Genomic DNA, 25,428 nt, shown 5'->3' with positions numbered 1-25,428 from the left:
GGGCGTATGGCGACGAAACGCTCGCTCGGCGTGAGCCTCCTGTTGCTCGGCGTCGCGTTCGCGGGCGCGTTCCACGCCGTCGCGGCGCTGGCGTTCGACAGCGGCCTCTTCGTGGTCGGGCTCGGCGTGGCCGCCGCGGCGCTGCTCGGCATCGTCCTGTTGAACGTCTCGATCACCGGCCCGCCGAAGGAAGACGCCTGACGGGCGCTCAGACCAGCGACAGCATCTGGGCGTGCAGCGTCGACTCGACTTCGAGGACGTTCCCCTCCTCGACGAACCCCTCGTCGATCGCCAGTTCGACGGCCTCGCGGCCGACGATGTTTGCCACCGTCGCGCGGGCGAGGCTGTCGACGACGGCCGCCTCGTCGACGCGCTCGCCGCCGTAGAACTCCTCGGAGACGGTGATCGACACGTCGCCCTCCGCGAACGTCTCGCCGATCAGGCCGTCGTCACACACCGCGACGAGCAGCCCCTCCTCCGTGTCGCGCTCGTTGACGATCACTCTACCAGCTCCTGCTCGGCCTCCTTCCGGATCTCCTCGGCCTCCTCTGCGATCTCCTCGGCGCGCTCCCACTCGCCCAGTTCCTCCAGCGCGCGGGCCTTCTCCTCTAGGATGGTCGAGTTGCGCATCCCCAGCCGGATCGCGTTGTCGAGGCTGTTGAGCGCGTCCTCGGCCAGCCCGCGCTCCAGCAGGAAGAAGCCGCGGTTGTACCACGCCTGCGCGAACCGCTCGTCGATCTCGACGGCGCGCTCGGCGTGCTCTAAGGCCTGCTCGCTCTGCCCGGACTCCCACAGCGCGTACGCGAGGTTCGTCTCCGCGCTCGCGGCGTGCTCGCTGGAGTCGTCGATCGACAGCGCCTCGCGGTACGCGCCGATGGCGGCGTCCCACTCCTCCAGTTCGGCGTGGGCCGCGCCCTTGTTCGTCCAGGCTTCCTGCTCGACTAGGTCGTCGTCGGCGAAGCGGGCCGCGCGCTCGAACGCGTCGGTCGCCTGCTCGTAGCGGTTGATGCGGGTGTACTCCAGTCCGACGTCCACCAGCGAGTCCGCGTCGACCTGCTCGTCGGCGATGGCCGACTCGTCGAGCAGGTCCGATACGACCCGCGAGTCGACGGGGTCGACCTTGTCCGGGTCGACGTCGAGTTCCGGCGGGTCGAGGTCGAACTCGTCGTAGGGGTCGCTGAAGCCCTGCCCCTCGGAGAACTGATGGTCGTCGTGGTCCTCAGTCATGGCCAGCGTTAGGCCGGGAGCGCGGTTAAGCCCTACGAAGAAAGCCCTCGGCGCTCCCTGGCGGTCGCGCCTCGCCCTTTCAATGTCCGCCGCCAGAATCGCTGCGCGATTCTCGCTAAGGAACCGCCAGTCTGCGCGAGTCGCGGCGGTCGCCGCGACACGCTTCGAGCGCCTGCCCTCCCCCGGACGCTCGCACGCGGCGCGTCGGAGCGCCGCGTGCTCGCGCTGGCCGCCCGGCGAGTCGGCCGAGCTATGAAGCCCGGGCAGTTTTGTCACCAATACGGTCACCGATCCGATCACCACATCGGTTGCGACCAAAACAGTCAGCCCTGACCGATTGCCACGATCCGTGGGTGTGGTTTCAAGCTTCGCGCTGTCGTCGATCCACTATGCGACTGTTCGTCAGCGTCGACCTGCCGGACGAACTGGCCGACTCGGTCCGGGAGGTCCAGGAACTGTTCGAGGGGGCGGGCGGGCTGAACGTCACCGACCCCGAGCAGGCCCACGTGACGATGAAGTTCCTCGGCGAAGTCGACGAGAGCCGGCTGGACGAGGTGACCGCCGCCGTCGAGCGCGGGGTCGAGCGGGGCGTCGACGCCGCCGGGATCGACGGCGCGTTCCCGGCGCGTTTCGCCGGGCTAGGGGTGTTTCCGAGCCTCGACTACATCAGCGTCGTGTGGCTCGGCGTCGAGGTCGGAAGCGACGAACTGGCCGCGCTCCACGAGGGGATCGAGGCCGAGACGACGGCGGTCGGGTTCGACCCCGAGGACCACGACTTCACGCCCCACGTCACGCTCGCCCGGATGGAACACGCCGGCGGGAAGGAGCGGGTGCAGGACGTCGTCGAGAACCGCCACCCGACCGTCGGCGAGATGGCCGTCGACGAGGTGCGCCTGACCGAGAGCGTCCTGACCGACGACGGCCCGACGTACTCGACGGTCGAGTCGTTCCCGCTGTGATGGGGTTTCGCCGCCGGCCCGGCGGCCGCGGCCCCAAAGGAACAAGATTTTAAGCGGGCGTGGGGTAGTTGGGGCCACTATGGGTAAGAAATCGAAGGCCAAGAAAAAGCGGCTCGCGAAGCTCGAGAACCAGAACAGCCGGGTGCCGGCGTGGGTCATGATGAAGACGGACATGGAGGTCCAGCGAAACCCCAAGCGGCGCAACTGGCGGCGTAACGACACCGACGAATAATGAGCGCCAGCGACTTCGAGGAGCGGGTCGTCACCGTTCCGCTGCGCGACGCGAAGGCCGAGGCAAAGCACAAGCGCGCCGACAAGGCGATGACGCTCGTCCGCGAGCACCTCGCCCAGCACTTCTCCGTCGAGGAGGACGCCGTGCGACTGGACCCCTCGATCAACGAGGCCGTCTGGTCGCAGGGCCGCAAGAACCCGCCGAGCAAGCTCCGCGTCCGCGCCGCCCGCTTCGACGAGGAGGGGCGGGGCGTCGTCGAAGCAGAGTACGCAGAGTAACTTTGCTCCGCGCCGCGTTCTCCGGGTCGTCGTACGTCGGTGTGTTCGCACGCGCGACAGACCGGTGTCTGCTGATCCGCCCCGACGTCCCCGACGACCTGGTGGCCGACATCGAGGACGAACTCGACGTCCCGGCCGTCGAGACGACCGTCGGCGGCTCCAGTACGGTCGGCGCGCTCGCCACCGGCAACGAGAACGGGCTGCTCGTCAGCCGCCAGCTCCGCGACGTCGAGCGCGAGCGCATCGAAGCGGCCGTCGACGTGCCCGTCACGGAGCTGCCGGCCCGCATCAACTCCGTCGGCAACGTCGTGCTGGCCAACGACGCCGGCGCGTACGTCCACCCCGACCTGCCCCAGGAGGCGGTCCAGGTCGTCGAGGACGCGCTCGACGTGCCGGTCGAGCGCGGCGAACTCGCCGGCGTCCGCACCGTCGGCACCGCCGCGGTCGCGACGAACGACGGCGTGCTCTGTCACCCCAAGACGACCGACGGGGAGCTGGACTTCCTGGAGGACCTGCTCGACGTGCACGCCGACATCGGCACGATAAACTACGGCGCACCGCTGGTCGGCTCCGGCCTCGTCGCCAACACCCACGGCTACGTCGCCGGGCAGGACACCACCGGTCCCGAACTCGGGCGCATCGAGGACGCGCTCGGCTACATCGACTGAGGCGGACCGCTGTTTTTCGGACGGGCCACGCTATTGTCGACCGATCCGGAACTGTTCAGGGCAGTCCGCCCGGGGATCTTCTCGCCGCCGCCGGGCGACGCAGGTAGGAAGATACTTCCGGCGCAAGGTCGGAGGGAGAGGCATGAGCGAGTTTACTGTCAACGGCAAGTTCCAGAGTCGGGACGGCTGGTCCCGGTTCGAGAAGACGGTCGACGCCGAAAACGAGAACGTCGCCGAGGAGTACGTCTACTCCCGGCTCGGCAGCCACCACGGGCTCAAGCGCACCCAGATCGAGGTCTCGGAGGTCGAGGCACAATGATGGGCGGTGGCCAGCAGGAGCTCCAGCAGATCTCCCAGGAGATCCAGGAGATCCAGGAGGAGGTCGAGGCGCTCGAAGGCGAGGTCGAGGAGCTCCAGACCGAGAAGACCGAGATCGACGAGGCCATCGAGGCCATCGAGACGCTGGAGACGGGGTCGACGGTGCAGGTGCCGCTGGGCGGCGACGCGTACCTCCGCGCGGAAGTACAGGACATCGACGAGGTCATCGTCGGCCTCGGCGGCGGCTACGCCGCTGAGCGCGAGCAGGACGACGCCGTCGACACGCTGGAGAACAAGAAGGAACACGTCGACGACCGGATCGACGACGTGAACTCGGAGATCGCCGAGCTGGAGGCCGAAAGCGAGGAACTGGAGCAGCAGGCCCAGCAGATGCAACAGCAGCAGATGCAACAGCAGATGCAGCAGATGCAGGGCGAGGAAGACGGCGAGTAACGGGCGATGTTCGACAGCCTGAAGGACAAGCTCGGGAGCTTCCGCGACGACGCCGAGGAGGTCGCCGAGGAGAAGGCCGAGGAGGCCGACGCGGACGAGGTCGACCCCGAGGCGGACGCCGAGACGACCGCCGACGGCGAGCCGGCTCCCGACGACGTCGGCGATCCGGAGTCGGACGCGGCCGTCGAGGAGGCCGAGGAGGCGGTCGCCGAGGCCGAGTCCCCCGAGACGGCCACCGCCGCGGAGGCGGTCCCGCGCGAGGACGACGCGCCGCTGCCCGAGGACGACGGCGGCCCCGCCGAAGGATCCGACGACGCCGACGCGGACGACGCCGAGGGATCGGACGACTCCGGCGGCACCGGCTTCGCCCGCAAGGCGAAGGCGGTCGCGACCGGGAAGTTCGTCATCGAGGAGGAGGACCTCGAGGACCCCCTCTGGGAGCTGGAGATGGCGCTGCTGGAGAGCGACGTCGAGATGAGCGTCGCGGAGGAGATACTCGACACCCTCCGCGAGGAACTCGTCGGCGAGACCCGCGGGTTCACCGAGAGCACGGGGTCGGTCGTCGAGGACGCGCTGCGCGAGGCGCTTCTGGAGGTCATCAGCGTCGGCCAGTTCGACTTCGACGAGCGGGTCGCCGAGGCCGACAAGCCGCTGGTGATCATCTTCACCGGCGTCAACGGCGTCGGCAAGACGACGACCATCGCGAAGCTCTCGCGCTACCTCGAAGACCGGGGCTACTCCTCCGTGCTGGCGAACGGCGACACGTACCGCGCCGGCGCGAACGAGCAGATACAGGAGCACGCCGACGCCCTGGACCGGAAGCTCATCGCCCACCAGCAGGGCGGCGACCCGGCGGCCGTCATCTACGACGCCGTCGAGTACGCCGAGGCCAACGACGTGGACGTGGTGCTGGGCGACACGGCCGGCCGGCTCCACACCGACGAGGGGCTGATGGACCAACTGGAGAAGATCGGCCGCGTCGTCGGTCCGGACATGACGCTGTTCGTCGACGAGGCCGTCGCCGGACAGGACGCGGTCCAGCGCGCGAAGCAGTTCGACGAGGCCGCGGCCATCGACGGCTCGGTGCTCACGAAGGCCGACGCCGACCCGCAGGGCGGCGCGGCCATCTCCATCGCCCACGTCACGGGCAAGCCGATCCTCTTCCTGGGGACCGGCCAGGAGTACGACGACATCGAGCGGTTCGACCCGGACGAGATGGTCGAGCGCTTGGTCGGCGGGGAGTAGGTCCCCAGCGGGACCGCGGCGCGCGCCCGCGTACCGTTATCTTTTTGATACGTTGTCGCCGACTAGATCGGCAATCAACGGGGCGAGCGCCACTCATGCCAGAGAACCCGACCGTCCTCGTGGTCGACGACGAGGAGAAACTCGCCGACATGTACTCGCTGTGGCTGCGCAGCGACTACGACGTACGGACCGCAAACGACGCCCGCGACGCGGTGGGCGTGCTCGACGAGTCGGTCGACGTCGTGTTGTTGGACCGCCGGATGCCGGGGCTGTCCGGCGACCGGTTGCTCGACGAACTGCCCGCGGACCGGCCGTTCGGGGTGATCATGGTCTCGGCCGTCGACCCGGACTTCGACATCGTCGACATGGAGTTCGACGACTACCTCCCCAAGCCGGTACAACACGACGACCTGCGGGCGGCGATCGACCACCAGGTCGACGCGCTGGACCGCGACCGACGGCTCCGTCAGTACCTCGCCGCCCGCGCGAAACTCGGCGCGCTGGAGGCCCGGAAGCCGTCCCACGTCCTCGCCGAACACGCCGCCTACGACGACCTCCGGTCGACGGCCGACCGGCTGGAGTCGGGGCTGCGCGACTCGGTGCCCGAGTTCGACGACCTTGTCGACGGGTTCGCCGCCATCGACCGCGGGTCGTAGCCCGAGAAAAAGGCTTTAACGCGGTGGTGCCGTACGTCGGGGTAATAATGGTACTCGACGATCTCGGGAGTTCCCTGCGGGGCACCCTCGACAAGCTCCGCGGCAAGTCCCGAATCAGCGAGGAGGACGTCGAGGAGGTCGTCAAGGAGATCCAGCGCTCGCTCCTGCAGGCCGACGTCGACGTCTCGCTCGTGATGGACCTGTCGGACGGCATCAAGGAGCGCGCCCTGGAGGAGGAACCCCCCGCCGGCACCACCGCCCGCGAGCACGTCCTCCGCATCGTCTACGAGGAGATGGTCGACCTCGTCGGCGAGAGCACGGAACTGCCCTTAGAGGAGCAGACGATCCTGCTCGCCGGCCTCTACGGCTCGGGGAAGACGACCACCGCCGCCAAGATGGCGTGGTGGTTCTCGAAGAAGGGCCTCCGCCCCGCGGTCATCCAGACCGACACGGACCGCCCCGGCGCGTACGACCAGGCCAAGCAGATGGCCGAGCGCGCGGAGGTCGACTTCTACGGCGACCCCGACGAGGACGACCCCGTTGCGATCGCCGAGGCGGGCCTCGACGCCACCGAGGACGCCGACGTCCGCATCGTCGACACGGCCGGCCGCGACGGCCTCAACGAGGAGCTCATCGACCAGATCGAGGAGATCGAGGCCGCCGCCGACCCCGACCGCAACCTGCTCGTCATCGACGCCGCGATGGGCCAGAGCGCGAAGGATCAGGCCCAGGAGTTCGAGGAGTCGATCGGCATCGACGGCGTCGCCATCACCAAGTTAGACGGGACGGCGAAGGGTGGCGGCGCGCTCGCGGCGGTCAACGAGACCGGCTCCTCCATCGCCTTCCTCGGCACCGGCGAGGAGGTCAAGGACGTCGAGCGGTTCGAGCCGGACGGCTTCATCTCCCGCCTGCTCGGGATGGGCGACCTCAAGCAACTCACCGAGCGCGTCGAGCGCGCGATGGCGGAGAGCCGCGAGGAGGACGACGACGACTGGGACCCCGAGGACATGCTCCAGGGCCAGTTCACCCTCCGGGACATGAAAAAGCAGATGGACGCGATGAACCGCATGGGGCCGCTCGACCAGGTGATGGACATGATCCCCGGCCTCGGCGGCGGCATCAAGGACCAGTTGCCCGACGACGCGATGGACGTTACCCAGGAGCGCATGCGGAGCTTCGAGGTCATCATGGACTCGATGACCGAGGACGAACTGGAGAACCCCCGCAAGATCGGCCAGAGCCGCACCGAGCGCATCGCCCGCGGCAGCGGCCAGCCCGAGGACCGCGTCCGCGAACTGCTCCAGCAACATAAGATGATGGAACGCACCATCAAGCAGTTCCAGGGCATGGGCCAGGGCGACATGGACATGCAGCGCATGATGAAACAGATGCAAAACCAGGGCGGCGGCGGTGGCGGCGGCATGGGCGGCGGGGACTTTCCCTTCTGAGACGACCTTTTTCCCGCTCGGGTGCGCTCCGCGCACCGCTCGCGGCAAAAAGCTCGACCAAAAAGGCCGCGCTCGCCACGCTCGCGCGGTGAAACGCCGCCTTCGGCGGCGTATGCTTTCCAACGACGATCCGTATGACTCCGCGCCGGCCTGCCCTTCCCCGTCGGCGGACACGCGCCGCGGCCGTCGGGTCATGTCGGTGCAGCACTCCCGCGCGCCGGAGACGAAACTGTAATCCGGTTCGTGGGAGATTTCACGATAGAATGGTCGAAAACAAGACGATCAACGTCCTGACCCTGTGGTTCGTCGTTGCGACGTTCCTCCGAACGTCCTCCGGGTCGGCCGACAACCCGCTGCTGACCGGTTTCAGTTACCTCGCGCTCGTTCTCCTCTGGGCGATACCGGTGTACTTCCTCGGCCTGCTCTTCGTCGCCATCGGCTCCGACGACTGACCGCTACCGCGCGTTCAGCGTCTCGACGATGGCGTCCAGTTTCTCGTGGTGGGTGGCCGTTCGCGGCGCGGACAGCGGCGAGACGCTCACCTCGCCGTCGACGACGGCGCGGCGGTCCGACCCCTCGTCGTAGCGGTCACGCACCTCCTCGACGTTCGGGAACGGGTTCTCGTAGCCGACGGTGTGGGGCCAGAACTTGTCGCGGAGTTCGACGTAGCGCTCGCCGTCTGCGACTTCCACGTCGTCGGGCACCTCGGGGTCGTGGTCGACGAGCACGTCGAAGTCGCCGTCCGGATGCGTGACGCGGATGCGTGGGTCGGTCGCGCCGATGGGCGCATTAACGTTGAGCAGGTCGACCGACTCGAACACGTTCGCCTCCAGCGACCGCTCGACCAGTTCGCGGGCGACGCGGGCCGGTTCGTCGAAGTCGTAGTCGGCCGGCGGGTGCGGGAAGAACTCGACGTTGTGGTAGGCCGACACCGCGACGGCGGGCGTGCCGAGGAACGCCGCCTCCATCGCCGCGCCGACGGTGCCCGAGCGCCCGAGGACGTACGCGCCCATGTTCGGGCCGTGGTTACAGCCCGACACGACGAGGTCGAACTCCCGGTCCAGCCCGCGGAGGCCGTAGGCGACGCAGTCCGCCGGTGTGCCGGCGAGCGCGTAGCCGAACTCGTGGTCCGCCCGGGTGGCCGCGGAGGTGCGCTTGCGTCCGACGCCGGACTGGTTGTCGGCGGGCCCGACCACCGTCACGTCGCCGACGGCGGCGAGTTCGTCGCGGAGGACGGCCAGCCCGTCGCCGTCGATCCCGTCGTCGTTGGTGAGGAGGATATCGGTCACGGTGCAGTCGGATCCGCTCGCGCGCCCCTAAGGCTGCCGATACGTCGCGCCCGCGGGCCGGAGTCGCCCCGTTTTATCCACCCCCGGGCCGTGGAGCCGTCCATGAGCGTCCGCGAGGTGGCCGTCGACGCCTACCGGGAGGCGCTGCCGGTGCTGGCCGCGAGCGCGGTCGGGGGGCTGTTCGCGGGGGTCGTCCTCGGCGGGATGCGGGCGGAACTGCGCTCGGTCGCCGGCCTGCTCGTGATCGTGCCCGCCCTGCTGGCCACCCGCGGCAACGTGTACGGCGCGCTCGGCGCGAAGCTCTCGTCGGCGCTCCACCAGGGGCTCGTCGCCCCCACCTTCGACCCCGACGACGAGCGGCTGGTCGCGGCGGTCACCGCCGCGATGGCCAACGGCGTGCTCGTCAGCGCCTTCGCCGCGGTCGTCGCATATGCGGTTCTCCTGTCGCTGGGCCGGCCGAGCGCGTCGCTGCTCACGCTCGCGGCGATCGCCACGGCCGCGGGGCTGCTGTCGGGGGTCGCGCTGACCGTCGTCGTCGTCTCGGCCGTGTTCGTCGGCTACCGCCGCGGGCTGAACCCGGACACGCTCGTCGGCCCCGTCGTGACGACGACGGGCGACGTGTTCGGTATGGCGATGCTCCTGGTCGCGACAAGAACGGTTCTGGCGCTGGGGGGTGGCTGAATGCGGGCCGCGGGGGGTGGCTGAATGGCCGGCGACCGAAGCTCGACGTGGACGGTCCGGGGGATCGCCAGGGCGATGCTCCCGCTGCTTGCGGTCCTGACCGTCGTGGAGGTCGGCAGCGGCCTCGTGCTCGACACGTTCGAGAACCAGCTGCTGCGCTACCCCGCCCTGCTCGTGCTGGTGCCGGTCATCATCGGCACCGCGGGCAACCTCGGGAGCATCCTCGCGGCGCGGCTCTCGACGGCGTTTCACCTCGGCACGCTCTCCTTCGCGCCGGACGACGACCGGCTGCTCGGCAACGCCGTCGCCACGGTCGCGCTCGCGCTGACGACCTTCCCGGCGGTCGGCGCGAGCGCCTGGCTCGTCACCCTGGTCGTCGGCGGGACCGAACTCGGCTTCGGGACGGTCGTCCTCGTCGCCACGCTGTCGGGCGCCGTCCTCGCCGTGCTGGCCGTGGTCGTCACGCTGGTCGCCACCTACGCCGCCTACCGGCTGCAGCTCGATCCCGACGACGTGGTGATCCCGGTCGTGACGAACGTCTGTGACGTGCTCGGCGTGCTCGTGCTGTTCGGGGTCGTTCGCGTGCTGGTGTGAGCGCCCCGAGCCAGAAGGGTCAAGTCCACGGACTGCCCGAGTGCGGGTATGCGACGCCGCAGCTACCTGCGAGGGCTGTCGACGGCCGCCGTCGGCCTCGTCCTCGCGGGCTGTTCGAGCGGGGGAAGCGACGGCGACGACGGGGCGACCGACGGCGATGCGGCCGGCGGCGGTGGGGGCGCCACCGACACCACGGCGTCGGGCGGGAACCGGGAAGTCGACAGGGCCATCGCGGCCGCCATCGGCGAACTCAACACCGCGCTCGCCGAACTCTCCGGGGCACAGGACCGCTTTGCGGCCGACGAGTCGTTCGAGTTCGCGGGCGTCGCCGACCGGGCCGACGCCGCGCGCTCGGAACTCGACGGCATCGAGAGCGAACCGTCCGACGAGCAGGCGACCGCCGTCGCCCAGGTCCGGGCGTACGTGCGCGTCGTCGAGGCGATGAACGGGGCGTTCCTGACGCTCGTCGACGTCGAACCCGACGCCGCCGACGCCGAGACCGCGATCCGGGACGAGGAGTACGACCGCGCCGAGGGACTCGTGACGAACGTCGAGAACGCGACGGGCGAGGCCCAGACGCGGCTCGAAGCCGTCCGCGGGGACGTCGAGAACCTGCGCGCCGACGTGCTGGAGTCGCGCGACAGCGTCGAGGTATCCCGGATCCGGGAGGCGTACGCCCAGTTGCTGTCGCTGACGAACGGCTTCCACGCCCTCGCGGGGGCCAACGGCGACCTGATCGCCGGCCGGACCGCCATGTCGGCCGGCCGGGACCGCGCCGACGCCAACGAGTACGCGGCCGCGGAGACGGAGTTCGAGCGCGCCGGCGACCGGTTCGGGGCGGCCGGCGAGACGGCGACCGCCGCGCTCGACGCCCGCCCGCCGGAGCGCGTCACCGGGCCGCTCCAGCGCACGGCGTGTCGCAGCGGCCACCTCGTGACCGCCACCGAGCACTTCGTGGCGAGCGCGCGGGCCGCGGCCGACGGCGACCGGAGCGAAGCGGCCGACGAACAGGAGGCCGCCGAGGAGGCGGTGAACGCCGCCGAGGACTGCTGATCGACGGGCATTAGTCCGCGCCGGAACCACTTCCTTTCGTGCAGTGGATCGTCGAACTGCTGGCCGGGACAGTCGTCCCCCGGGTCGCCAAGATCACGCTTTTCATCGCCGTCGGCGTCGGACTCGCCAACCTCGCGGTGGAGTTCGGGGCCGTTCGCTACATCGCGGGGCTGGCCGCGCCGCTGACCGGCCCGGCGAACCTCCCGCGCGAGGTCGGCACCGCGATCCTCACGACCACGGCCTCGACGACCGCCGGCTACGGCATGCTCGCGGAGTTCCGCGAGTCCGGCACGCTCGACGACCGCGCGACGCTCGTCGCCGTCACCATCAACACCTTCTTCGGGTTCGTCCAGCACATCTTCACCTTCTACGCGCCCGTGCTGATCCCGATCCTCGGGACGGAGGTCGGCCTGCTGTACGTCGGCACCCGCGCCGCCATCGCCCTGGGCATCACCGTCGTCGGCGTGCTCGCCGGCGCGCTTTTCCTCTCCGAGGAGAACGTCGACCCCGTCGCCGTCCCGGACGACGTCGAGGGGCCCGACCCCGACGAGAGCACGCTCAGCGAGAAGGTCCGGGGCGCGGCCGCGAGCACGAAGGACAAGGTGCTCGACATCCTGCCCCGCCTGCTGGTCGTCTACCTCCTCGTCAGCGTGCTGGTGGCGAGGGTCGACCTCCGGGAGGCCACCGCGGTCGCCGAACCGCTGACCGACCTGCTGGGGCTCCCCGGGGCGGCGGTCCCCGTGATCGCCGTCTTCGCGTTCGACACGACCAGCGGGGCCGTCGCCATCGCGCCGTTCCTCGACGACCCGTTCACCCCGCGGACCGCGGTCGCGACGATGCTCGTCGGCGGCATCGTCTCCTTCACCGTCTCGACGTTCAAGCGGTCGATCCCGTTCCAGTACGGGATCTGGGGGGCCGAGTTCGGCTCGAAGGTGATCGCCGTGAACACGGCGCTGAAAGTCGCGTTCATCGCCGCCGCCCTCGTGGTGCTTCTGGTCCCGTGACCGCCTCGGCGAGCGCCCGGAACCGCTCGGCGGCCGTGCAACCGGGCGCAACCTCGCCGACGGGCGTCCCGGCCCGCTGTGCGCGCTCGACGACTGCGGCGTCCGGGATCGCCGTCACCGGCGCGCCGAGCGCCCGCGCCACGTCGTCGGTCGGCGGCGACGGCCCGGCCCGGTTCAGCGCGACGCGGGCCACGCCGGCGGCGAGTTCGCGGGCCAGTTCCCGCGTCCGGACCAGGTCGGCGACGGCGAACGCGTCCGGGCGGGCGACGAGCACCGAGCGGTCCGCCGCGAACAGCGGCAGGCCGGCGTCGGCCGTCATCCCCGCCGGGCAGTCGACCACGACGGTCCCGTAGGCGGCGGCAACGGCGTCGACGGCGTCGACCAGTTCGGTCGGGTCGGCGGCCCGCGCCCCCGCCAGCGTCCGCCCGCAGGGCAGCAGGTCGACGGCTCCGCCCTCCCGAACCGCCTCGACGGGGTCCGCCCGCCCCGCCAGCACGTCGTGGAGGTCCGGGCCGGTCGACTCGGGGAGGTCCGCCATCCCCAGGTCGGCGTCGACGACGACGGCGTCCAGTTCCGCGCCGAGGTTCAGCGCGACGGTCGACTTCCCGACGCCGCCCTTCCCGCCCGCGACGGCGAGGATCACGACAGCGTCCGGAGCGCCCCGACGGGGGCCGCGTCGGCGCTCGCCGCCGCCCGCTCGGCCAGCGCCGCGGCGCGTCGTTCGACGGCGCGGAGCGTCGCCGCGTCGTCGTCGACCCGTTCGACCGCCGTCTCGACGGCGTCGACCCCGCCCGCGTCGCCGACCGCCGCCGTCGCGTCCGCGAGCGTCTCGGCGTCGGCACAGGCCTCCGCGACGGTCACGCGCTCCTCGACCGCGGCGAGCCACTCGGCGACGGGCGGCGGCACGTCGGCGTCGGAGCCGCTTCCGGCGGGGTCGTCCCGGCCCGGGCCGTTCACCGCCGTCGCCGGCACGGTGTCCCGCGGCGGCGCGGCGCGACCGAGCCGGCGGACCAGCGCGTCGGCGTCCTCGCCACCGTCGCTCGCCGGTTCGTCCGGCAACACGCGCTCGTCCGTGACCACCTCGACCGGCGGCGACGCGGGCGGCGCGGTGGCGGCGAAGCCGACGCCCTCGCGCTCGCCGGCCGCGAGCACCAGTTCGACACCGCCGTCGTCCCACCCCTCGGCGGGCACGCCGCGTCGCCGCGGCGGCAGGACGGGGCCCTCGAGCGCGCTCTCCAGGCGCACCCGCCGCCGTACCTCCGTCCTGTTCGCCACGACCGCCGCGACGAGCGTCACGTCGCCCTCGCGTCGCGTCCGGCACTCGACCTCGACCATGGCGACGCTGGCCGCGCTCTCCTACTTAAACCGTGAGGACGGGCGCGTCGAGCGTGTCGGCCGCCGCGGCCGCGGAGTCGAAGCGGTCGCAGGCGAGGACGACAGGCGCGTCGACCGCCGCGACGCGGACGACGGCGAGCGCCGCGGTCACGGGGTCGCCCTCGAACCCAGCCGGCTCGTCGGCGACCCGTCCCTCGCCCGGGACGGCGGCCACGGCGTCGGCAAACGGCTCGGCGACGGCCGCCGAGAGGTGTTCGCGGGCGGCGCTCCGGAGGTTCCGCACCCGGTCCTCCAGCCGGAGCCGGCGGTCGCGGGCGTCCCGTGCCGCCCGCGCGGCCTCCCGGGCGTCACGGAGCGCCTGCTCGGCGGCGACGCGTTCGGTCCGCACCTCCGAGAGCTCGCGGATCGCCGCGGCCCGCTCGTCCGTGGCGTCGCCGGGCTCGCCGTCACGGCCGGCGAGCGCGTCGATCCGGCCGCGGAGTTCGGCGACGCGCTCGTCGAGCGCCGCCTCGCGTTCGCCCGCCTCGGCGACCCGCTTCCGGGCGGCCTCGTGATCGATCGGCGGCGGGTCGATGGCGGCCAGTTCCGCCCGGGCGTCGGCGAGCGCGTCGTCGACCGGGCTGGTCAGCCCCCGCGACCGCGCCGCGGCGGCCAACGCCGGCCGCACCGACGGCGACGCGTCGGCCGTCACCGGGGACACCCGCTCGTGGACCGCGCCCGGCTCGGGGCAGTCGATCCATTCGCCCTCGCGCACGGCCGCCGCGACCGTTTCGGGCGAGACGTCGCGGTCCCGGAGGGCTACCGCTCGGCCCTCCCGGACCTCGTCGGCCAGTTCGACCCTCACAGCTCCCGGTCGCGAAGCCGCTCCGGCGACGGGTGCTCCGTCCCGGCGGCGAACTTCGGGTACGGCGTGCTCGGCGCGTCCCGGGCCTCGTAGGCGGCCGCCGCCTCCCGGACGGCCGCCGGCGCGTCGGCGAACTCGTTGAACGGCTCCGTTCGCTCGACCTGCACGTCCCCACCGTGTTTCTCCCGGAGCCGAAGCGCGAGCAGCGCACCCAGCTCCGTCTCCTCGAACAGCGCCGCGCGGCCGAACCGCCGGACGACCGTCCCCTCGTGGCTCGAACAGGCGTTCCGCAGCGTCTGTCGCGCCGCCTGCGAGTAGGTGACGACGAGTAGCACACCCGGTGGATCGGGTGCATAAATTTAGTATTTTTCTACTGCAATCTACTGCCGGCGGACGGTGACGCCGCCGCCGTTGACGGTCACCACGGCGTCGAACAGCGTCTGCATCTGCGCGACGGTCGTCGCGTCGTGTGCGTCCGGGTCCAGGTGGAAGTGGCCCGTCGCGCCGAACGCGTAGAGCCGGCCGGTCAGCACGTGGAGGAACTCGTAGGCGGTCCGGACGTCGACGTACTGGAGCAACGCGGTGACGGAGTCGAAACAGACCGCGCTCCGGGCCTCGGAGCCGTCCCACTCGTTTAGCACCTCGCTCACGCGGATGCTGAGCCCCGTCAGGTCGTTCGGCGAGCCGACGTGGTCGACGTCGTCGGGCCTCGGCCCGTCGGGGTCGAGCCGCTCCGCGACGTCCCGCGAGGCGACGAGGTGCGACGACGCCGGCCGGCCGCCCGCCCGTGCTATCCACCGGCCGAGGCGGTCCTGTGGCCGGCCGGTAAACGAGACGAAAAGCAGGTTCGTCGACGCCGGGTCGGAGGGTGACAGCAGGTCGATACACGTGTCCCCGTCGTCGCCGCCGGTCGGCGAGAGGACGAGCACGGACGACGCTCCCTCGAGCGAGTCGATACGATCACTCATTAGCGAACCGAACTGATCGTTGAAATCGGTCGTCGGGGCAAAACCCTTCCGGTCACTCGTCGACGCGTTCGACGGTCACGTCGCGGTCCACGTCGGCGAGTTCGCGCACGCGGTCGCGGGCCTCGCGCCGGGACTCGGCGACGACGACCAGCCCCGCGGCCGGCCCGTCGCCCCGCGCCCGGTACGGCGCGAGGCCGCCCTCGAACTCGGTCGCGTACGTCCGAACCACGCCGACCACTTCGCGTTCGAGGCTCTCCAGGTCGGTCTCGCCGCGCTCGTACTCGGCGAGCGCGTCCTCGACGTTCCGGAGTGCGGCGATCCGGTCCATCTACGTCGTCCGGAGGTGGTCGGTCTGGGGCTCGTACACCTCGCCCTGCTGTTTCAGCTTCTCTATCTCGTGTTCGGCCTTGGAGTGGTCCATGCCGATCTCGTCGGTGCGCTCCAGCACCACGTCGATCGGCGCGCCCTCGTCGTACTCCTCCTCGATGTCGCCGATGAGCTGTTTGATGTTGCGGATGCGGTCGCGCTGGGTCTTGGAGGTGCCCGTCTCGACCACGTCGGCGTCGAACTGCCCCGTCTCCGGGTCGACGCCGATGTCCTGCAGGCAGGACCGGACGATCTCGATGACGCGCTCGGCGTCGGATTCCTCGACCGTGTCCGAGAGCCGGACCCGGGCGCTGGCCTCCGCGAGGCGGACGAGCGCCTCCAGCTTCCGGGCCGTGACGGGGACGGGGGCGTCCTCGTCCTGTCCCTTCGCCCGGAGGTCGACGTAGAAGTCCCGTATCGCCTCGCGGGCCGCGTCGGTCATCCGCGGGTGGCAGTTCTGCTTCGCGTAGGCGACGTACTTCCGGAGGAGTTCGGCCTCGATCTCGGGGTCGACCTCCTCGGTCACCTCCGCGACCTCGTCGCGGGTCACGTCCGGCGACGCCATCTCCGTGCGCTGGGTGTTCAGCTCCCCCGCGTAGTTCGTCGTCAGGATGTGCTCGGCGAGGTTGCGGTCCTCCTCCTCGTCGGGCTGGTCGGTGACGGTGAAGATCAGGTCGAACCGCGAGATGAGCGCCGGTTCGAGGTCTATCTGCTCGCCGATCGACTCGTACTGGTCGAAGCGGCCGTACTTGGGGTTGGCCGCGCCAAGCAGCGAGCAGCGGGACTTGAGCGTGGCGTTGATCCCGGCCTTCGAGACGCTGATCTTCTGCTGTTCGAGCGCCTCGTGCATCGCCGAGCGGTCGTCGGCGGCCATCTTGTCGAGTTCGTCGACCGCGGCGACGCCCTTGTCCGCGAGCACGAGGGCGCCGGCCTCCAGCGTCCACTGCTGGCCGTCGCCGAAGTCGTCGCGGACGGCGGCGGCGGTGAGGCCGGCCGAGGACGACCCCTTGCCCGAGGTGTAGACGGACCGCGGGGCGATGTTTTGGATATATGACAGCATTTGCGACTTGCCGGTCCCCGGGTCGCCGATCAACAGCATGTGCAGGTCGCCGCGGATCCGGGTCTCGTCGGGGAGGTGCTTGGTGACGCCGGAGAACAACTGGAGGATCATCGCGAGCTTCTCCTGCTCGTAGCCGTAGATGGAGGGGGCGATGGAGCCGACCATCCGCTCGTAGATGTCCGGCTCGTTGGAGAGGGAGACGATGGCCTGCTTGTCCTCCTCGGTGATGTTCATGTCCTCGAAGTCCTCCTCCTCGATCGTGACGGAGACGCCGTCCATGTACACGTCGAAGATCGGCGACTTCTCCTGCTGGTTTCCCTGCTGTTCGAGGTTGAGGACGCCCGTCGCCGCGACGTGGTCGCCCGGCGTCACCTCGCCGGTGATGTCGTCCTCGACGTGGACGTCGATGGCCTGGGGCGTCTCGCCGCCGCGCAGCCCCTCGGGGCTCTCCTGGATGCGGACCTTCTGTGCGTCGACGAACTCGGACTGGTCGAAGTTGATCTGGAAGGGGCCCTGCCGCTCGCAGCCCTGGCACTCGTGGGGCTCCTGGAAGTTACCGCTGGACTGGGGGACCCGCGTCAGCGTGCCACAGCGCTGGCACTCGAAGGCGGCCTCCTCTATCTTCGGCCGGACGTCGGTCGCCTTCCGGACGATGCCGCGGACGGCGACCAGCTTGTTGACGTGCCGGGACCGGATCTCCCGTATCTCCGTCGTCTCGGGGAGGTTCCGGATGCGGACGTGGGCCTGCCCGAGGCTCACGTCGACCGGGAGGTCGTACAGCCGGAGCGCCTCCTCGGCGTACTCCCGGAGCTGTTCGGGCTTCGAGAGGTAGTCGTCGGCCAGGTCGGGGTCGTAGCGGTACAGGTCCTGCCAGTCGACGTACAGCGAGCGCTGTTCGTTCGGGTAGCGCTGGGCGAGCGCGCCGATCTCGTCGCGGTAGTACGACCGGTAGAACTGCTCGAACGAGTCGACGAGTTCCGTGTTCTCCGCCTGGGCCATTCACCACCCCTTAGTTCGTTATCCCCTATGAAGGTTGGCAAACCCCGGAGCGGAAGTGATTCGACGGGGCGCCCGCGGCGGGCGGCGGTCGCCGTCACACCCCCCAGAAGTGGACGATCCCGCCGACCGTGACCACCGAGAGCAACATCTGGAGCGGCGCGCCGATCCGGAAGTAGTCGGTGAAGCGGTAGCCGCCGGGCCCGTAGACGAACAGGTTCGTCTGGTAGCCGATGGGGCCGAGAAACGCCGTCGAGGCGGCGAACGTGACCGCGAGGACGAACGCGAACGGGTTCGCGCCGATCCGCGCCGCCGTGTCGACGGCGACGGGGATCATCAACACGACGCTCGCGTTGTTGCTCACCACCTCCGTTATCAGCCCCGTCCCCATGTAGAACACCCACAGCACGCCGACCGCCGGCAGGTACTGGCCGGTCGCAGCCAGCGACGCGCCGAGCAGGGCAGCGCCGCCGCTTTGCTCCAGTGCGATCCCCAGCGGGATGACGCCGGCCAGCAGGAAGATCACGTCCCACTCGACGGACTCGTAGATCTCGTTTGGCCGCAGGACGCCCGTCGCCACCATCGCCACGACGCCCGCGAGCGCCGTCACGAGGATGGGGAACCCGCCGGCGAGGAACCGCTCGACCGCGGCGACGCCGGTCGCCCCGGCGACCCCGTCCCACGGCGTCGCCGCGACGCCGACGACGCCCGCCATGATCGCGACGGCGTGGGGGATCTTCTCGGTCCGGTAGTCCGGCCGCTCGGGCTCGTGGGCGACGATCAGTTCGTCGGTGCTCGCCAGCCGGTCGATCCTGCTCGGGTCGGCCTGGACGAGCAGCGTGTCGCCGACCCGGATCGGCCGCCCGTCCATCCCCTCGTGGACCGTCTCCCCGCGGCTCCGGAACGCGAGCACGCTCGCGTCGAACCGCTCGCGGAACGCCGCGCTGGCGAGCGTCTCGCCCAGCAGGGTCGACCCGCGGGGCACGACCACCTCGACGAGCGTCCGCGCGGTCGCCGCGTCCGGCTCCGGTGTCGGCTCCCCGTCCGGCGCGCCCGTCACGGTCACCCGCTTCCGCCCGGCGATCGCTTCGACGGCGTCCCGCCCCGCCCGGAGCCGGAGCCGGTCGCCCGCCCGGATCTCCTTCGGCCCGAGCGGCTGGAGGTACCGCTCGCCGTCGCGGACGACCTGGACGATCTCCGCGTCGAACTCCCCCGTCTCCGTCTCCTCGACCGTGTTCCCGACGAGCTGTGACCCCTCCTCGACGACCACCTCCGTCAGGTACTCGCCGACGCTGTACTCCCGGACGACGCTCTCCTCGGGCGGCACCCGCTCGGGCAGGAGCCGGTGGCCGACCGTGAGCAGGTACAGCCCCCCGACGAACAACACCAGGGCCCCGAGCTTCGTGAACTCGAACATCCCGAACGGGTGGCCGATGAGCCGCGCCGACACGTCGCTGGCGAGAATGTTCGTCGACGTGCCGATCAGCGTCAGCGTCCCGCCGAGCATCGACGCGTACGACAGCGGGATCAGCAGCTTCGACGGCGACGTGTGCCCCCGGTTTGCGACGTCCGAGACGACGGGCACCAGCACCGCCACGACGGGCGTGTTGTTGACGAACCCCGACGCCGGCCCGGCGACCCCGACGGTCGCCAGCAGTTGCCTGTCGAGGCTGTCGCCTGCGAAGGCGGCCATCTTCCGCCCGAGGATCTGGACGAGCCCGGTCCGGGCGACCCCGGAGCTCAGGATCAGCATCGCCAGCACCGTCACCGTCGCCGGGTTCGAGAAGCCGGAGATACCCAGTTCCGGCGTGATACCCGTCCACGGTTCGAGGACGATGAGCAGGACCATCACGAGGATGGCGGTCACGTCGACCGGCAGGGCCTCCGTGAGGAACAGCGCGAGCGTGAGGACGAGGACCGCAAACACCACCACGACGTCGACCGTCACGGTCGGGGACGGCTGGCTAACGAGGGGACCCGCCGCCCGCGGAACGGCCGGAGTCGTCACGGTACCTACGAACAACCCCGTCGACACGGATAAGCGCCGACTGCGTGCCGGGACGGACAGAGCCAAGGGCGCGCCGCGGCAACGTGGAGCCATGCCGATCGACGCGCTCCCCCGGATCGGGCTCGGGACCTACTCGGACGACAACCGCGACCAGTGGGACGACACCGTCGAGCGCGCGCTCGACGTGGGCTACCGCTACGTCGACACCGCGCAGGTGTACGAGAACGAGCGGTACGTCGGCGACGGGATCGCCGCGTCGGGGGTCGACCGCGACGAGCTATTCCTCGCGACCAAGACCGTCCACGTCGACGTCCCGCCGGAGGCGGAGGCGGTGCCCGAGGCCATCGACGGCTGTCTGGACCGCCTCGGCGTCGACGCCGTCGACCTGCTGTACGTCCACTGGCCCGCCGGCGTCTACGACCCCGACGTCGTCCTGCCGGCGTTCGACGAGGCGGTCGCCGACGGGCGGGTCCGCAACGTGGGGCTGTCGAACTTCGCGCCCGACCTGCTGGACGAGGCCCGCGAGGTCCTCGACGCGCCGCTCGCGGCCCACCAGGTCGAGATGCATCCGCTCCTCCAGCAGGACGAACTCGTCGACTACGCGCAGCGCCACGACCACTGGCTCGTCGCCTACTCCCCGCTCGCGCAGGGCGAGGTGGTCGACGTCCCCGTGCTACGCGACATCGCCGAGAAACACGACGCGACGCCCGCGCAGGTCAGCCTCGCGTGGCTGCTCTCGAAGGACAACGTCGCCGCCATCCCGAAGGCCAGCAGCGAGGCCCACCTCCGCGAGAACCTCGCCGCGCGGGACCTGGAACTCGACGACGAGGACGTGGCGCGGATCGAGGCCATCGACCGCGAGAAGCGGCTGATCGACCCCGACCACGGGCCCTGGAACCGGTAGCCGACGCTCGTCGCCTCAGTTTCCTACAGAACGAATGGGACCGCGCGGATTTGAACCGGAGGGAGACGGACCGCTCGCGGCGCTCACGGTTGCGACTCCCAGGGTTCGAATCCGGCGGACGTACCGTTCGCTCGTCACGTTCGTTCGCCGGAGCGGGGACCGCTCCGAGGGTTCGCTCACGCTGTTCGCGAACCCCTCGCAGAATCGGGATGGGACCGCGCGGATTTGAACCGCGGTCACGGGCACCCAAGGCCCGAAGTATACCAGGCTAACCCACGGTCCCGCACGACGTAGTTCGCCCGTCGCGGTGTAAAGGGTTTCGTTCACCGGCGGGGGTCACACGCCCCAGAGCGCCGCGATGCCGAGCGTCGTCGTCACGGCAAAGAGCAACTGGAGCGGGCCGCCGACGCGGACGTAGTCCGAGAAGCGGTAGCCGCCGGGGCCGTAGACGAACAGGTTCGTCTGGTAGCCCACGGGCGTCATGAACGCCGTCGAGGCGGCGAACGTGACCGCGAGGATGAACGAGAACGCGTCCGCGCCGATCCGGGTCGCGGCCTCGAAGGCGACGGGCACCATGAGCACGACGCTGGCGTTGTTGCTGACGACGTTGGTCAGTAAGGCGGTGACGACGTACAGCAGCCCGAGCACGGCGATCGGCGGCAAGGCGGCGGCGCTGTCGACCACCGCGTCGGCAAGCAGCGCGGCCGCGCCGGAGTTCTCCATCGCAAGCCCGAGCGGGATGACGCCGGCCAGCAGGACGATCACGTCCCACTGGACGGCGTCGTAGATCTCGCCGGGCTTCAGACAGCCCGACACCACCATCGCCAGCGCCCCGGCGAGGGCCGCCACCATGATCGGCAGGAAGTCCAGCGCGGCGACGCCGACGACGGCGGCGACGATCCCCAGCGCGACGGGGATCTTCGACTCGCGGAACGTCCGGCGCTCGATCTCGCCGGCCACGGTGAAATCGCGGTTGCGGTCCAGCCGCTCCAGGCTGTCGGGGGTCGCCTGCACGAGCAGCGTGTCGCCGATCCGGAGCGGGACGTGGTCCATGCGCTTGCGGACCACGTCGCCGCCGCGGCGGAGCGCGAGCACCGTCGCATCGTAGCGCTGCCGGAAGTTCGCCGAGACGAGCGTCTCGCCCAGCAGCGCCGACCCCGGCGGGATCACCACCTCGACGAGCGTCTGGGCAGCGGCGGGGGTCTCCAGTTCCGACTCGTCGACCTCGACCTCGGGCAGTAGGTCCAGCCCCTCCGAGTCGCTTATCTCCAGCAGCGTGTCGCGGTCCGTGCGGACGGCGAACACGTCGCCGGCCCGGATCGTCTTCGGCCCGAGCGGTTCGATGAACACGCGGTCGCCCCGGACGAGCTGGACGAGGTCGACGTCGTAGTCCAGTTCCCGCATCGTCGTCCGGACGGTCTGGCCGACGAGCGGGGAATCCTCGCGGACGACGACCTCCGTGAGGTAGTCGCCCATCTCGAACTCCGCGGTGAGGTCGGCCGCCGGCGGGATGCGCTCGGGAGTGAGCCACCGCCCGACGGTGAGCAGGTAGGCGGTGCCGACGACGCTCAACAGCAGGCCGAGCGCGGTGAACTCGAACATCCCGAACCCGCGGCCGAGGAACTCCGGGCGAGCCATGATGTCGCTGGCGAGGATGTTCGTCGACGTGCCGATCAGCGTCAGCGTCCCGCCGAACATCGACGCGTACGACAGCGGGATCAGCAGCTTCGACGGCGACGTCTTCCCCTCGTGGGCGAGGTCGGTGACCATCGGGAGCAGGATGGCGACGGCGGCGGTGTTGTTGATGAACCCGGAGATGGGGCCGACGACGCCGATGGTCGCGCCGAGCTGTTTCCCCTCGTCGTCGCCGGTGTAGGCCGCTATCTTCCGCCCGAGGATCTGGACGATCCCGGTCCGCTGGACGCCCTCGCTCAGGATGAACATGGCCAGCACGGTGATCGTCGCCGTGCTGGCGAAGCCGGAGACGCCCTGCTGGGGGGAGTCGAGCACGGCGACGGGCGCGTCGAGCAGGCCGACGCGGACGAACGCTCCGCTGACCGGTTCGACCAGCAGGAGCGCGACCATCACGCCGAGCGCCGTCACGTCGACCGGCACCGCCTCCGTCGCGAACAGGACGAGCGCGCCGAGGATGACGGCGAACACGACGGCGACGGCGGGGGTGATGGCTGCCACATCGGGGAGACGCGGGGTGGCGGAAAAAAGCCTGCGACGCGGACACGTCCGGTTTCGGAGCGGGACGCGGGATTGGATTTAACCCGGGCGGCCGCGAACACGCCGGCATGGTCCCCTCCCCCCGCGCCCTGCTGGTCGGCCGGCCCGCGCACCGCCGCCGGCTGTTCCTCGCGCTCGCCTGCGCCCCGGCCCTGCTCGTCGCGACGTACGCGGCGTACGCCGCCGGCCTCTTCGCGGTGTCGGGCTGCGTCGTGTTCATCCCCGGGCAGGCCCTGCTCGTCGGCGTCGCCGCCGCCGCCGTCGCCGGCTACGGCGGGGTCGGGCTGGTCGCCGCGTGGCTCGGGGCGTACGGCTCGCTGCTCGGATACAACGCGTACCACGCGTTCGTGGGGCTCCCCTCACGGACGCGCGGGGAACAGCTCGCGTACTTCCTCGAACTCGACGGGTTGGCGTTCCAGGGCGTCGTCGCGCTCCTGTTCGGCACGGTGGCGTTCGCCGCCGGCTACCTGCTCCGGACGTGCGTCGCGGTGCTGTGGGGGGACAGAACGGTCGGCGACCTCGGCTGACCGGTCGGCCCGGCGTTCAGAGGTCGTCCTCGTCCAGTTCGGCGTCGGCGACGAGCTCGTAGGGGTGTTTCTCCTTCCGGATCCCGTCCAGCAGGAGGAACGCCTGCCGGGGGTTCAGGAAGTGGCTCGTCACCGCCCGGCCGAGCGGCGTCGGCTCGAACCCGTCGATGAACTCGTACTCCAGCAGCTTGCCGACGGCGTGTTTCGTCGGCACCTCGCCGATCATGCGGTCGTTGAGCCGCTTTGCGCCCTTGCCCGCGACGGTGACGTTCGCCAGCGTCTCCTCGACGGCCGAGCTCTCGTCGTAGCGGGTGCGGACCGCCTCCATCTCGCCTTTGAGGAGCTTGAACGCCACCTCGTCCTCCGTCATCTCCATGCTCCCGTGGTAGCTCTCGTCGGGTTCGACCAGCACGTACACCTTCCCGGTGTCGTGGTAGTCGGGGCGGCCGGCGCGGCCGAGCATCTGGTGGAACTCTTGGACGGTGAGCCACTCGATGCCCATCGCCAGCCGGTCGAAGATCACCTGCGAGGCGGGGAAGTCGACGCCGGCGGCCAGCGCGGCGGTGGTGACGACCGCCGCCAGGTCCTGGTCGGCGAACTTCCGCTCGACTTTCTTCCGGCGGCCGTAGTCCAGTCCGGCGTGGTACGGCGCGGAGTCGTACTCCAGCTTCCGGCTGATCTCGTGGCAGCGCCGCCGCGAGTTGGTGAAGATGATCGTCTGCCCGCGGTACCCCTTCGAGGACTTCGAGTCGAACTCCCGGCGGACCAGCTTGTTCTCGATGCGGGGCTTCTCGCGGCCGTCGGCGAACGTCACGTGGCGCTCGATGGGGACCGGCCGCTCCTCGAACTCCACGAGGTTCGCCCGCAACTTGTCGGCGAGTTCGCTGGGGTTGCCGACCGTCGCGGAGAGGTACACCCACTGCGCGCCGCCGTAGTCCGCCCGCTCGTCGGCGCGCGTCTCGCAGTAGTGTTTGAGCCGGGAGATCAGGCCGTCGAGGCGGTGGCCCCGGTCCTCCTCCTGGAGCGTGTGGACCTCGTCGATGACGACGGTCCCGATGTCGCCCAGGTCCCGCCCCGTCCGGAGTGCGTGGTCTATCCCCTCGTAGGTGCCGACGATCACGTCGGCGTTGGGGTCGAAGCGGTTGCCGTCGTCCCGGACCCGGCTCGCGCCGACGCGGATGGAGACGTTCACCAGGTCGCCGTACTCGTCGCGGAAGTCCTCGTGTTTCTGGTTGGCCAGCGCGACCAGCGGGACGAGAAACAGCATCTTCCCCTTCCCGTTCAGCGCGCGGTCCAGCCCGGTCATCTCGCCGACCAGCGTCTTCCCGGTCGCCGTCGCGCTGACGACCAGCTGGTCGCGCCCGTCGAACAGGCCGTTCTCGACGGCGAGGCTCTGGACGGGCAACAGCTCCTCGAAGCGGTCCTCAAGCAGGCCCTGGACGCCGGGGTGGAGGTTCAGCTCGTCGACGCGGACGCTCTCTATCTCGTCGGTCGTCGCGCTGATCTCGTCGAACTTCGTCAGGTCCGGGTCGAGGTGGCCCTTCAGCAGGTTCGTGATCCGGTCCAGGTCCTGCACGTCGAGCAGCAGCTCCTCCAGCCGGTCGCGGGCCGCGCCGGTCATCTCGCCCTGGTAGGAGAGTTCGCGCTCCAGTTCGCGCTTGGCGCAGTCCGGGCAGATGTGCTCGCCGTCGGCCTCGATGGCGGTGTCGGCGGTTATCGGCGAGTACCGCCCGTTCGAGGCGCAGTAGCGGCAGGTCCGGACGGCCTTCGCGTCCAGCTGGTAGCCGTCGAGCATCGCCCGCAGGCGCTTTCGCGCGCCGGGCGAGGTCTGCTCGGAGATGCGGATGCGTTCCGCCCGGCGTGCGATCTCCACGAACTCGTCGGGGTCGCGGGGCTCCTCGCTGGAGCCCTGCTTGATCCGGAACTTCCCCGGGCGGGGGCCCGCTCCGGTCTCCTTCAGTTCGAGTTTGGCGCGGAACACCCTGTTCCCGTCGCGGGTGACCGCGACGACGAAGTCGTCGCCGGACTCGTGGAGGAACAGCGTGTCCACCTGCTGGACCTGCCGTGACACGGGATTCGGTAG

At 70.6% G+C, this 25,428-nt stretch carries 30 protein-coding genes and 1 tRNA gene; 17 read left to right on the top strand and 14 right to left on the bottom strand.

The window, feature by feature from the left end:
* Window positions 1-6: 6 nt before the first annotated feature.
* Window positions 7-201: a hypothetical protein gene (locus EYW40_RS19625; RefSeq protein WP_161973195.1), complete on the top strand. Its 195-nt coding sequence runs from the start codon at window positions 7-9 to the stop codon at window positions 199-201.
* Between the two features lie 7 nt (window positions 202-208).
* Here EYW40_RS19625 and EYW40_RS10880 read toward each other — a convergent pair whose 3' ends face one another.
* A complete protein-coding gene (locus tag EYW40_RS10880) occupies window positions 209-502 on the bottom strand; it encodes a DUF424 domain-containing protein (protein WP_135821623.1) in 294 nt (97 codons plus the stop codon).
* Entirely contained in the window at window positions 499-1,227 is a 729-nt protein-coding gene (locus EYW40_RS10875; RefSeq protein WP_135821622.1) for a tetratricopeptide repeat protein, read from the bottom strand. The genes EYW40_RS10880 and EYW40_RS10875 overlap by 4 nt, the downstream gene beginning before the upstream one ends.
* A 389-nt stretch (window positions 1,228-1,616) precedes the next feature.
* On the opposite strand from EYW40_RS10875, the gene thpR reads away from it, so the two are divergent.
* The 10 genes from thpR (at window position 1,617) to EYW40_RS10825 (ending at window position 7,936) form a co-directional block, all read left to right on the top strand.
* A complete protein-coding gene (gene thpR, locus EYW40_RS10870) occupies window positions 1,617-2,186 on the top strand; it encodes an RNA 2',3'-cyclic phosphodiesterase (RefSeq protein WP_135821621.1) in 570 nt (189 codons plus the stop codon).
* A gap of 79 nt (window positions 2,187-2,265) precedes the next feature.
* Window positions 2,266-2,418 carry a 50S ribosomal protein L39e gene (locus EYW40_RS10865; RefSeq protein ID WP_121816662.1) on the top strand — a complete coding sequence of 51 codons (153 nt, stop codon included), beginning with the start codon at window positions 2,266-2,268 and terminating at the stop codon, window positions 2,416-2,418.
* Window positions 2,418-2,696, top strand: coding sequence for a 50S ribosomal protein L31e (locus EYW40_RS10860; protein WP_135821620.1), 279 nt, complete (start codon window positions 2,418-2,420; stop codon window positions 2,694-2,696). The genes EYW40_RS10865 and EYW40_RS10860 overlap by 1 nt, the downstream gene beginning before the upstream one ends.
* A 2-nt stretch (window positions 2,697-2,698) precedes the next feature.
* Window positions 2,699-3,364 carry a translation initiation factor IF-6 gene (locus tag EYW40_RS10855; RefSeq protein WP_135821619.1) on the top strand — a complete coding sequence of 222 codons (666 nt, stop codon included), beginning with the start codon at window positions 2,699-2,701 and terminating at the stop codon, window positions 3,362-3,364.
* A gap of 142 nt (window positions 3,365-3,506) precedes the next feature.
* The gene (rpl18a, locus tag EYW40_RS10850) at window positions 3,507-3,683 is read left to right on the top strand and encodes a 50S ribosomal protein L18Ae (protein WP_135821618.1); all 177 of its coding nucleotides are present in this window, start codon (window positions 3,507-3,509) and stop codon (window positions 3,681-3,683) included.
* Complete coding sequence (gene pfdA, locus EYW40_RS10845; protein WP_135822059.1) at window positions 3,683-4,135, top strand: prefoldin subunit alpha; 453 nt, start codon at window positions 3,683-3,685, stop codon at window positions 4,133-4,135. Before rpl18a ends, pfdA begins: the two co-directional genes overlap by 1 nt.
* A 6-nt stretch (window positions 4,136-4,141) precedes the next feature.
* Entirely contained in the window at window positions 4,142-5,380 is a 1,239-nt protein-coding gene (gene ftsY / locus EYW40_RS10840; RefSeq protein ID WP_135821617.1) for a signal recognition particle-docking protein FtsY, read from the top strand.
* A 95-nt stretch (window positions 5,381-5,475) separates the two neighbouring features.
* Window positions 5,476-6,036, top strand: coding sequence for a response regulator (locus tag EYW40_RS10835; protein ID WP_135821616.1), 561 nt, complete (start codon window positions 5,476-5,478; stop codon window positions 6,034-6,036).
* Between the two features lie 47 nt (window positions 6,037-6,083).
* Complete coding sequence (locus tag EYW40_RS10830; RefSeq protein ID WP_135821615.1) at window positions 6,084-7,484, top strand: signal recognition particle protein Srp54; 1,401 nt, start codon at window positions 6,084-6,086, stop codon at window positions 7,482-7,484.
* A 263-nt stretch (window positions 7,485-7,747) separates the two neighbouring features.
* Window positions 7,748-7,936 (top strand): hypothetical protein, encoded by a 189-nt coding sequence (locus EYW40_RS10825; protein WP_135821614.1) that lies wholly within the window; start codon window positions 7,748-7,750, stop codon window positions 7,934-7,936.
* A gap of 3 nt (window positions 7,937-7,939) precedes the next feature.
* Here EYW40_RS10825 and surE read toward each other — a convergent pair whose 3' ends face one another.
* Window positions 7,940-8,773 carry a 5'/3'-nucleotidase SurE gene (gene surE, locus EYW40_RS10820; RefSeq protein WP_135821613.1) on the bottom strand — a complete coding sequence of 278 codons (834 nt, stop codon included), beginning with the start codon at window positions 8,771-8,773 and terminating at the stop codon, window positions 7,940-7,942.
* A gap of 102 nt (window positions 8,774-8,875) precedes the next feature.
* On the opposite strand from surE, the gene EYW40_RS10815 reads away from it, so the two are divergent.
* The 4 genes from EYW40_RS10815 to EYW40_RS10800 are packed head-to-tail and all read left to right on the top strand — an operon-like array spanning window position 8,876 to window position 12,105.
* Complete coding sequence (locus EYW40_RS10815) at window positions 8,876-9,454, top strand: magnesium transporter (RefSeq protein WP_135821612.1); 579 nt, start codon at window positions 8,876-8,878, stop codon at window positions 9,452-9,454.
* 24 nt (window positions 9,455-9,478) lie between these two features.
* Complete coding sequence (locus EYW40_RS10810) at window positions 9,479-10,048, top strand: magnesium transporter (RefSeq protein WP_135821611.1); 570 nt, start codon at window positions 9,479-9,481, stop codon at window positions 10,046-10,048.
* Between the two features lie 48 nt (window positions 10,049-10,096).
* The gene (locus EYW40_RS10805) at window positions 10,097-11,101 is read left to right on the top strand and encodes a hypothetical protein (RefSeq protein WP_135821610.1); all 1,005 of its coding nucleotides are present in this window, start codon (window positions 10,097-10,099) and stop codon (window positions 11,099-11,101) included.
* Between the two features lie 38 nt (window positions 11,102-11,139).
* On the top strand, window positions 11,140-12,105 hold the full coding sequence (locus EYW40_RS10800) for a nucleoside recognition protein (RefSeq protein WP_135821609.1): 966 nt from the start codon (window positions 11,140-11,142) through the stop codon (window positions 12,103-12,105).
* Here the strand turns inward: EYW40_RS10800 and EYW40_RS10795 are convergent.
* From EYW40_RS10795 to EYW40_RS10760, 8 genes are all read right to left on the bottom strand, one after another.
* A complete protein-coding gene (locus EYW40_RS10795; protein WP_135821608.1) occupies window positions 12,068-12,748 on the bottom strand; it encodes a MinD/ParA family ATP-binding protein in 681 nt (226 codons plus the stop codon). The two genes, EYW40_RS10800 and EYW40_RS10795, sit on opposite strands and share 38 nt — an antisense overlap.
* Window positions 12,745-13,440: a DUF7857 domain-containing protein gene (locus EYW40_RS10790; protein WP_135821607.1), complete on the bottom strand. Its 696-nt coding sequence runs from the start codon at window positions 13,438-13,440 to the stop codon at window positions 12,745-12,747. The genes EYW40_RS10795 and EYW40_RS10790 overlap by 4 nt, the downstream gene beginning before the upstream one ends.
* Before the next feature lie 25 nt (window positions 13,441-13,465).
* On the bottom strand, window positions 13,466-14,284 hold the full coding sequence (locus EYW40_RS10785; RefSeq protein WP_135821606.1) for a DUF7856 family protein: 819 nt from the start codon (window positions 14,282-14,284) through the stop codon (window positions 13,466-13,468).
* Entirely contained in the window at window positions 14,281-14,619 is a 339-nt protein-coding gene (locus EYW40_RS10780) for a DUF7855 family protein (protein ID WP_135821605.1), read from the bottom strand. The genes EYW40_RS10785 and EYW40_RS10780 overlap by 4 nt, the downstream gene beginning before the upstream one ends.
* A gap of 45 nt (window positions 14,620-14,664) precedes the next feature.
* Complete coding sequence (locus EYW40_RS10775; protein ID WP_135821604.1) at window positions 14,665-15,252, bottom strand: DUF7504 family protein; 588 nt, start codon at window positions 15,250-15,252, stop codon at window positions 14,665-14,667.
* A gap of 52 nt (window positions 15,253-15,304) precedes the next feature.
* A complete protein-coding gene (locus EYW40_RS10770) occupies window positions 15,305-15,580 on the bottom strand; it encodes a DUF7854 family protein (protein WP_135821603.1) in 276 nt (91 codons plus the stop codon).
* Entirely contained in the window at window positions 15,581-17,677 is a 2,097-nt protein-coding gene (locus tag EYW40_RS10765; protein ID WP_135821602.1) for a minichromosome maintenance protein MCM, read from the bottom strand.
* Window positions 17,678-17,771: 94 nt separating this feature from the next.
* Complete coding sequence (locus EYW40_RS10760) at window positions 17,772-19,622, bottom strand: SLC13 family permease (RefSeq protein ID WP_237560594.1); 1,851 nt, start codon at window positions 19,620-19,622, stop codon at window positions 17,772-17,774.
* A gap of 151 nt (window positions 19,623-19,773) precedes the next feature.
* On the opposite strand from EYW40_RS10760, the gene EYW40_RS10755 reads away from it, so the two are divergent.
* Window positions 19,774-20,586, top strand: coding sequence for an aldo/keto reductase (locus EYW40_RS10755; protein ID WP_135821600.1), 813 nt, complete (start codon window positions 19,774-19,776; stop codon window positions 20,584-20,586).
* Between the two features lie 210 nt (window positions 20,587-20,796).
* Here the strand turns inward: EYW40_RS10755 and EYW40_RS10750 are convergent.
* Window positions 20,797-20,869, bottom strand: a tRNA-Pro gene (locus EYW40_RS10750).
* A gap of 53 nt (window positions 20,870-20,922) precedes the next feature.
* A complete protein-coding gene (locus tag EYW40_RS10745; RefSeq protein WP_135821599.1) occupies window positions 20,923-22,779 on the bottom strand; it encodes an SLC13 family permease in 1,857 nt (618 codons plus the stop codon).
* A 107-nt stretch (window positions 22,780-22,886) separates the two neighbouring features.
* Here EYW40_RS10745 and EYW40_RS10740 point away from each other — a divergent pair, with 107 nt between their 5' ends.
* A complete protein-coding gene (locus EYW40_RS10740; protein WP_135821598.1) occupies window positions 22,887-23,345 on the top strand; it encodes a hypothetical protein in 459 nt (152 codons plus the stop codon).
* Window positions 23,346-23,361: 16 nt separating this feature from the next.
* Here the strand turns inward: EYW40_RS10740 and EYW40_RS10735 are convergent, their stop codons facing one another.
* Entirely contained in the window at window positions 23,362-25,416 is a 2,055-nt protein-coding gene (locus EYW40_RS10735) for a DEAD/DEAH box helicase (protein WP_135821597.1), read from the bottom strand.
* Window positions 25,417-25,428 lie beyond the last annotated feature (12 nt).

This window comes from Halostella litorea (assembly GCF_004785955.1).
Taxonomy (GTDB): Archaea; Halobacteriota; Halobacteria; order Halobacteriales; family Natronoarchaeaceae; genus Halostella; species Halostella litorea.
This window is presented reverse-complemented; position numbering and strand designations above follow the sequence as displayed.

Excerpts from the sequence above, each read along its gene's own strand:
- rpl18a (WP_135821618.1), top strand. The coding sequence starts at position 3,507 with ATGAGCGAGTTTACTGTCAACGGCAAGTTCCAGAGTCGGGACGGCTGG.
- EYW40_RS10790 (WP_135821607.1), bottom strand. The coding sequence starts at position 13,440 with ATGGTCGAGGTCGAGTGCCGGACGCGACGCGAGGGCGACGTGACGCTC.
- EYW40_RS10775 (WP_135821604.1), bottom strand. The coding sequence starts at position 15,252 with ATGAGTGATCGTATCGACTCGCTCGAGGGAGCGTCGTCCGTGCTCGTC.
- EYW40_RS10825 (WP_135821614.1), top strand. The coding sequence starts at position 7,748 with ATGGTCGAAAACAAGACGATCAACGTCCTGACCCTGTGGTTCGTCGTT.
- EYW40_RS10815 (WP_135821612.1), top strand. The coding sequence starts at position 8,876 with ATGAGCGTCCGCGAGGTGGCCGTCGACGCCTACCGGGAGGCGCTGCCG.
- EYW40_RS10860 (WP_135821620.1), top strand. The coding sequence starts at position 2,418 with ATGAGCGCCAGCGACTTCGAGGAGCGGGTCGTCACCGTTCCGCTGCGC.
- EYW40_RS10835 (WP_135821616.1), top strand. The coding sequence starts at position 5,476 with ATGCCAGAGAACCCGACCGTCCTCGTGGTCGACGACGAGGAGAAACTC.
- EYW40_RS10770 (WP_135821603.1), bottom strand. The coding sequence starts at position 15,580 with ATGGACCGGATCGCCGCACTCCGGAACGTCGAGGACGCGCTCGCCGAG.
- EYW40_RS10875 (WP_135821622.1), bottom strand. The coding sequence starts at position 1,227 with ATGACTGAGGACCACGACGACCATCAGTTCTCCGAGGGGCAGGGCTTC.
- thpR (WP_135821621.1), top strand. The coding sequence starts at position 1,617 with ATGCGACTGTTCGTCAGCGTCGACCTGCCGGACGAACTGGCCGACTCG.
- pfdA (WP_135822059.1), top strand. The coding sequence starts at position 3,683 with ATGGGCGGTGGCCAGCAGGAGCTCCAGCAGATCTCCCAGGAGATCCAG.
- EYW40_RS10805 (WP_135821610.1), top strand. The coding sequence starts at position 10,097 with ATGCGACGCCGCAGCTACCTGCGAGGGCTGTCGACGGCCGCCGTCGGC.
- EYW40_RS10830 (WP_135821615.1), top strand. The coding sequence starts at position 6,084 with ATGGTACTCGACGATCTCGGGAGTTCCCTGCGGGGCACCCTCGACAAG.
- EYW40_RS10740 (WP_135821598.1), top strand. The coding sequence starts at position 22,887 with ATGGTCCCCTCCCCCCGCGCCCTGCTGGTCGGCCGGCCCGCGCACCGC.
- ftsY (WP_135821617.1), top strand. The coding sequence starts at position 4,142 with ATGTTCGACAGCCTGAAGGACAAGCTCGGGAGCTTCCGCGACGACGCC.
- EYW40_RS10755 (WP_135821600.1), top strand. The coding sequence starts at position 19,774 with ATGCCGATCGACGCGCTCCCCCGGATCGGGCTCGGGACCTACTCGGAC.
- EYW40_RS10865 (WP_121816662.1), top strand. The coding sequence starts at position 2,266 with ATGGGTAAGAAATCGAAGGCCAAGAAAAAGCGGCTCGCGAAGCTCGAG.
- EYW40_RS10765 (WP_135821602.1), bottom strand. The coding sequence starts at position 17,677 with ATGGCCCAGGCGGAGAACACGGAACTCGTCGACTCGTTCGAGCAGTTC.
- EYW40_RS19625 (WP_161973195.1), top strand. The coding sequence starts at position 7 with ATGGCGACGAAACGCTCGCTCGGCGTGAGCCTCCTGTTGCTCGGCGTC.
- EYW40_RS10810 (WP_135821611.1), top strand. The coding sequence starts at position 9,479 with ATGGCCGGCGACCGAAGCTCGACGTGGACGGTCCGGGGGATCGCCAGG.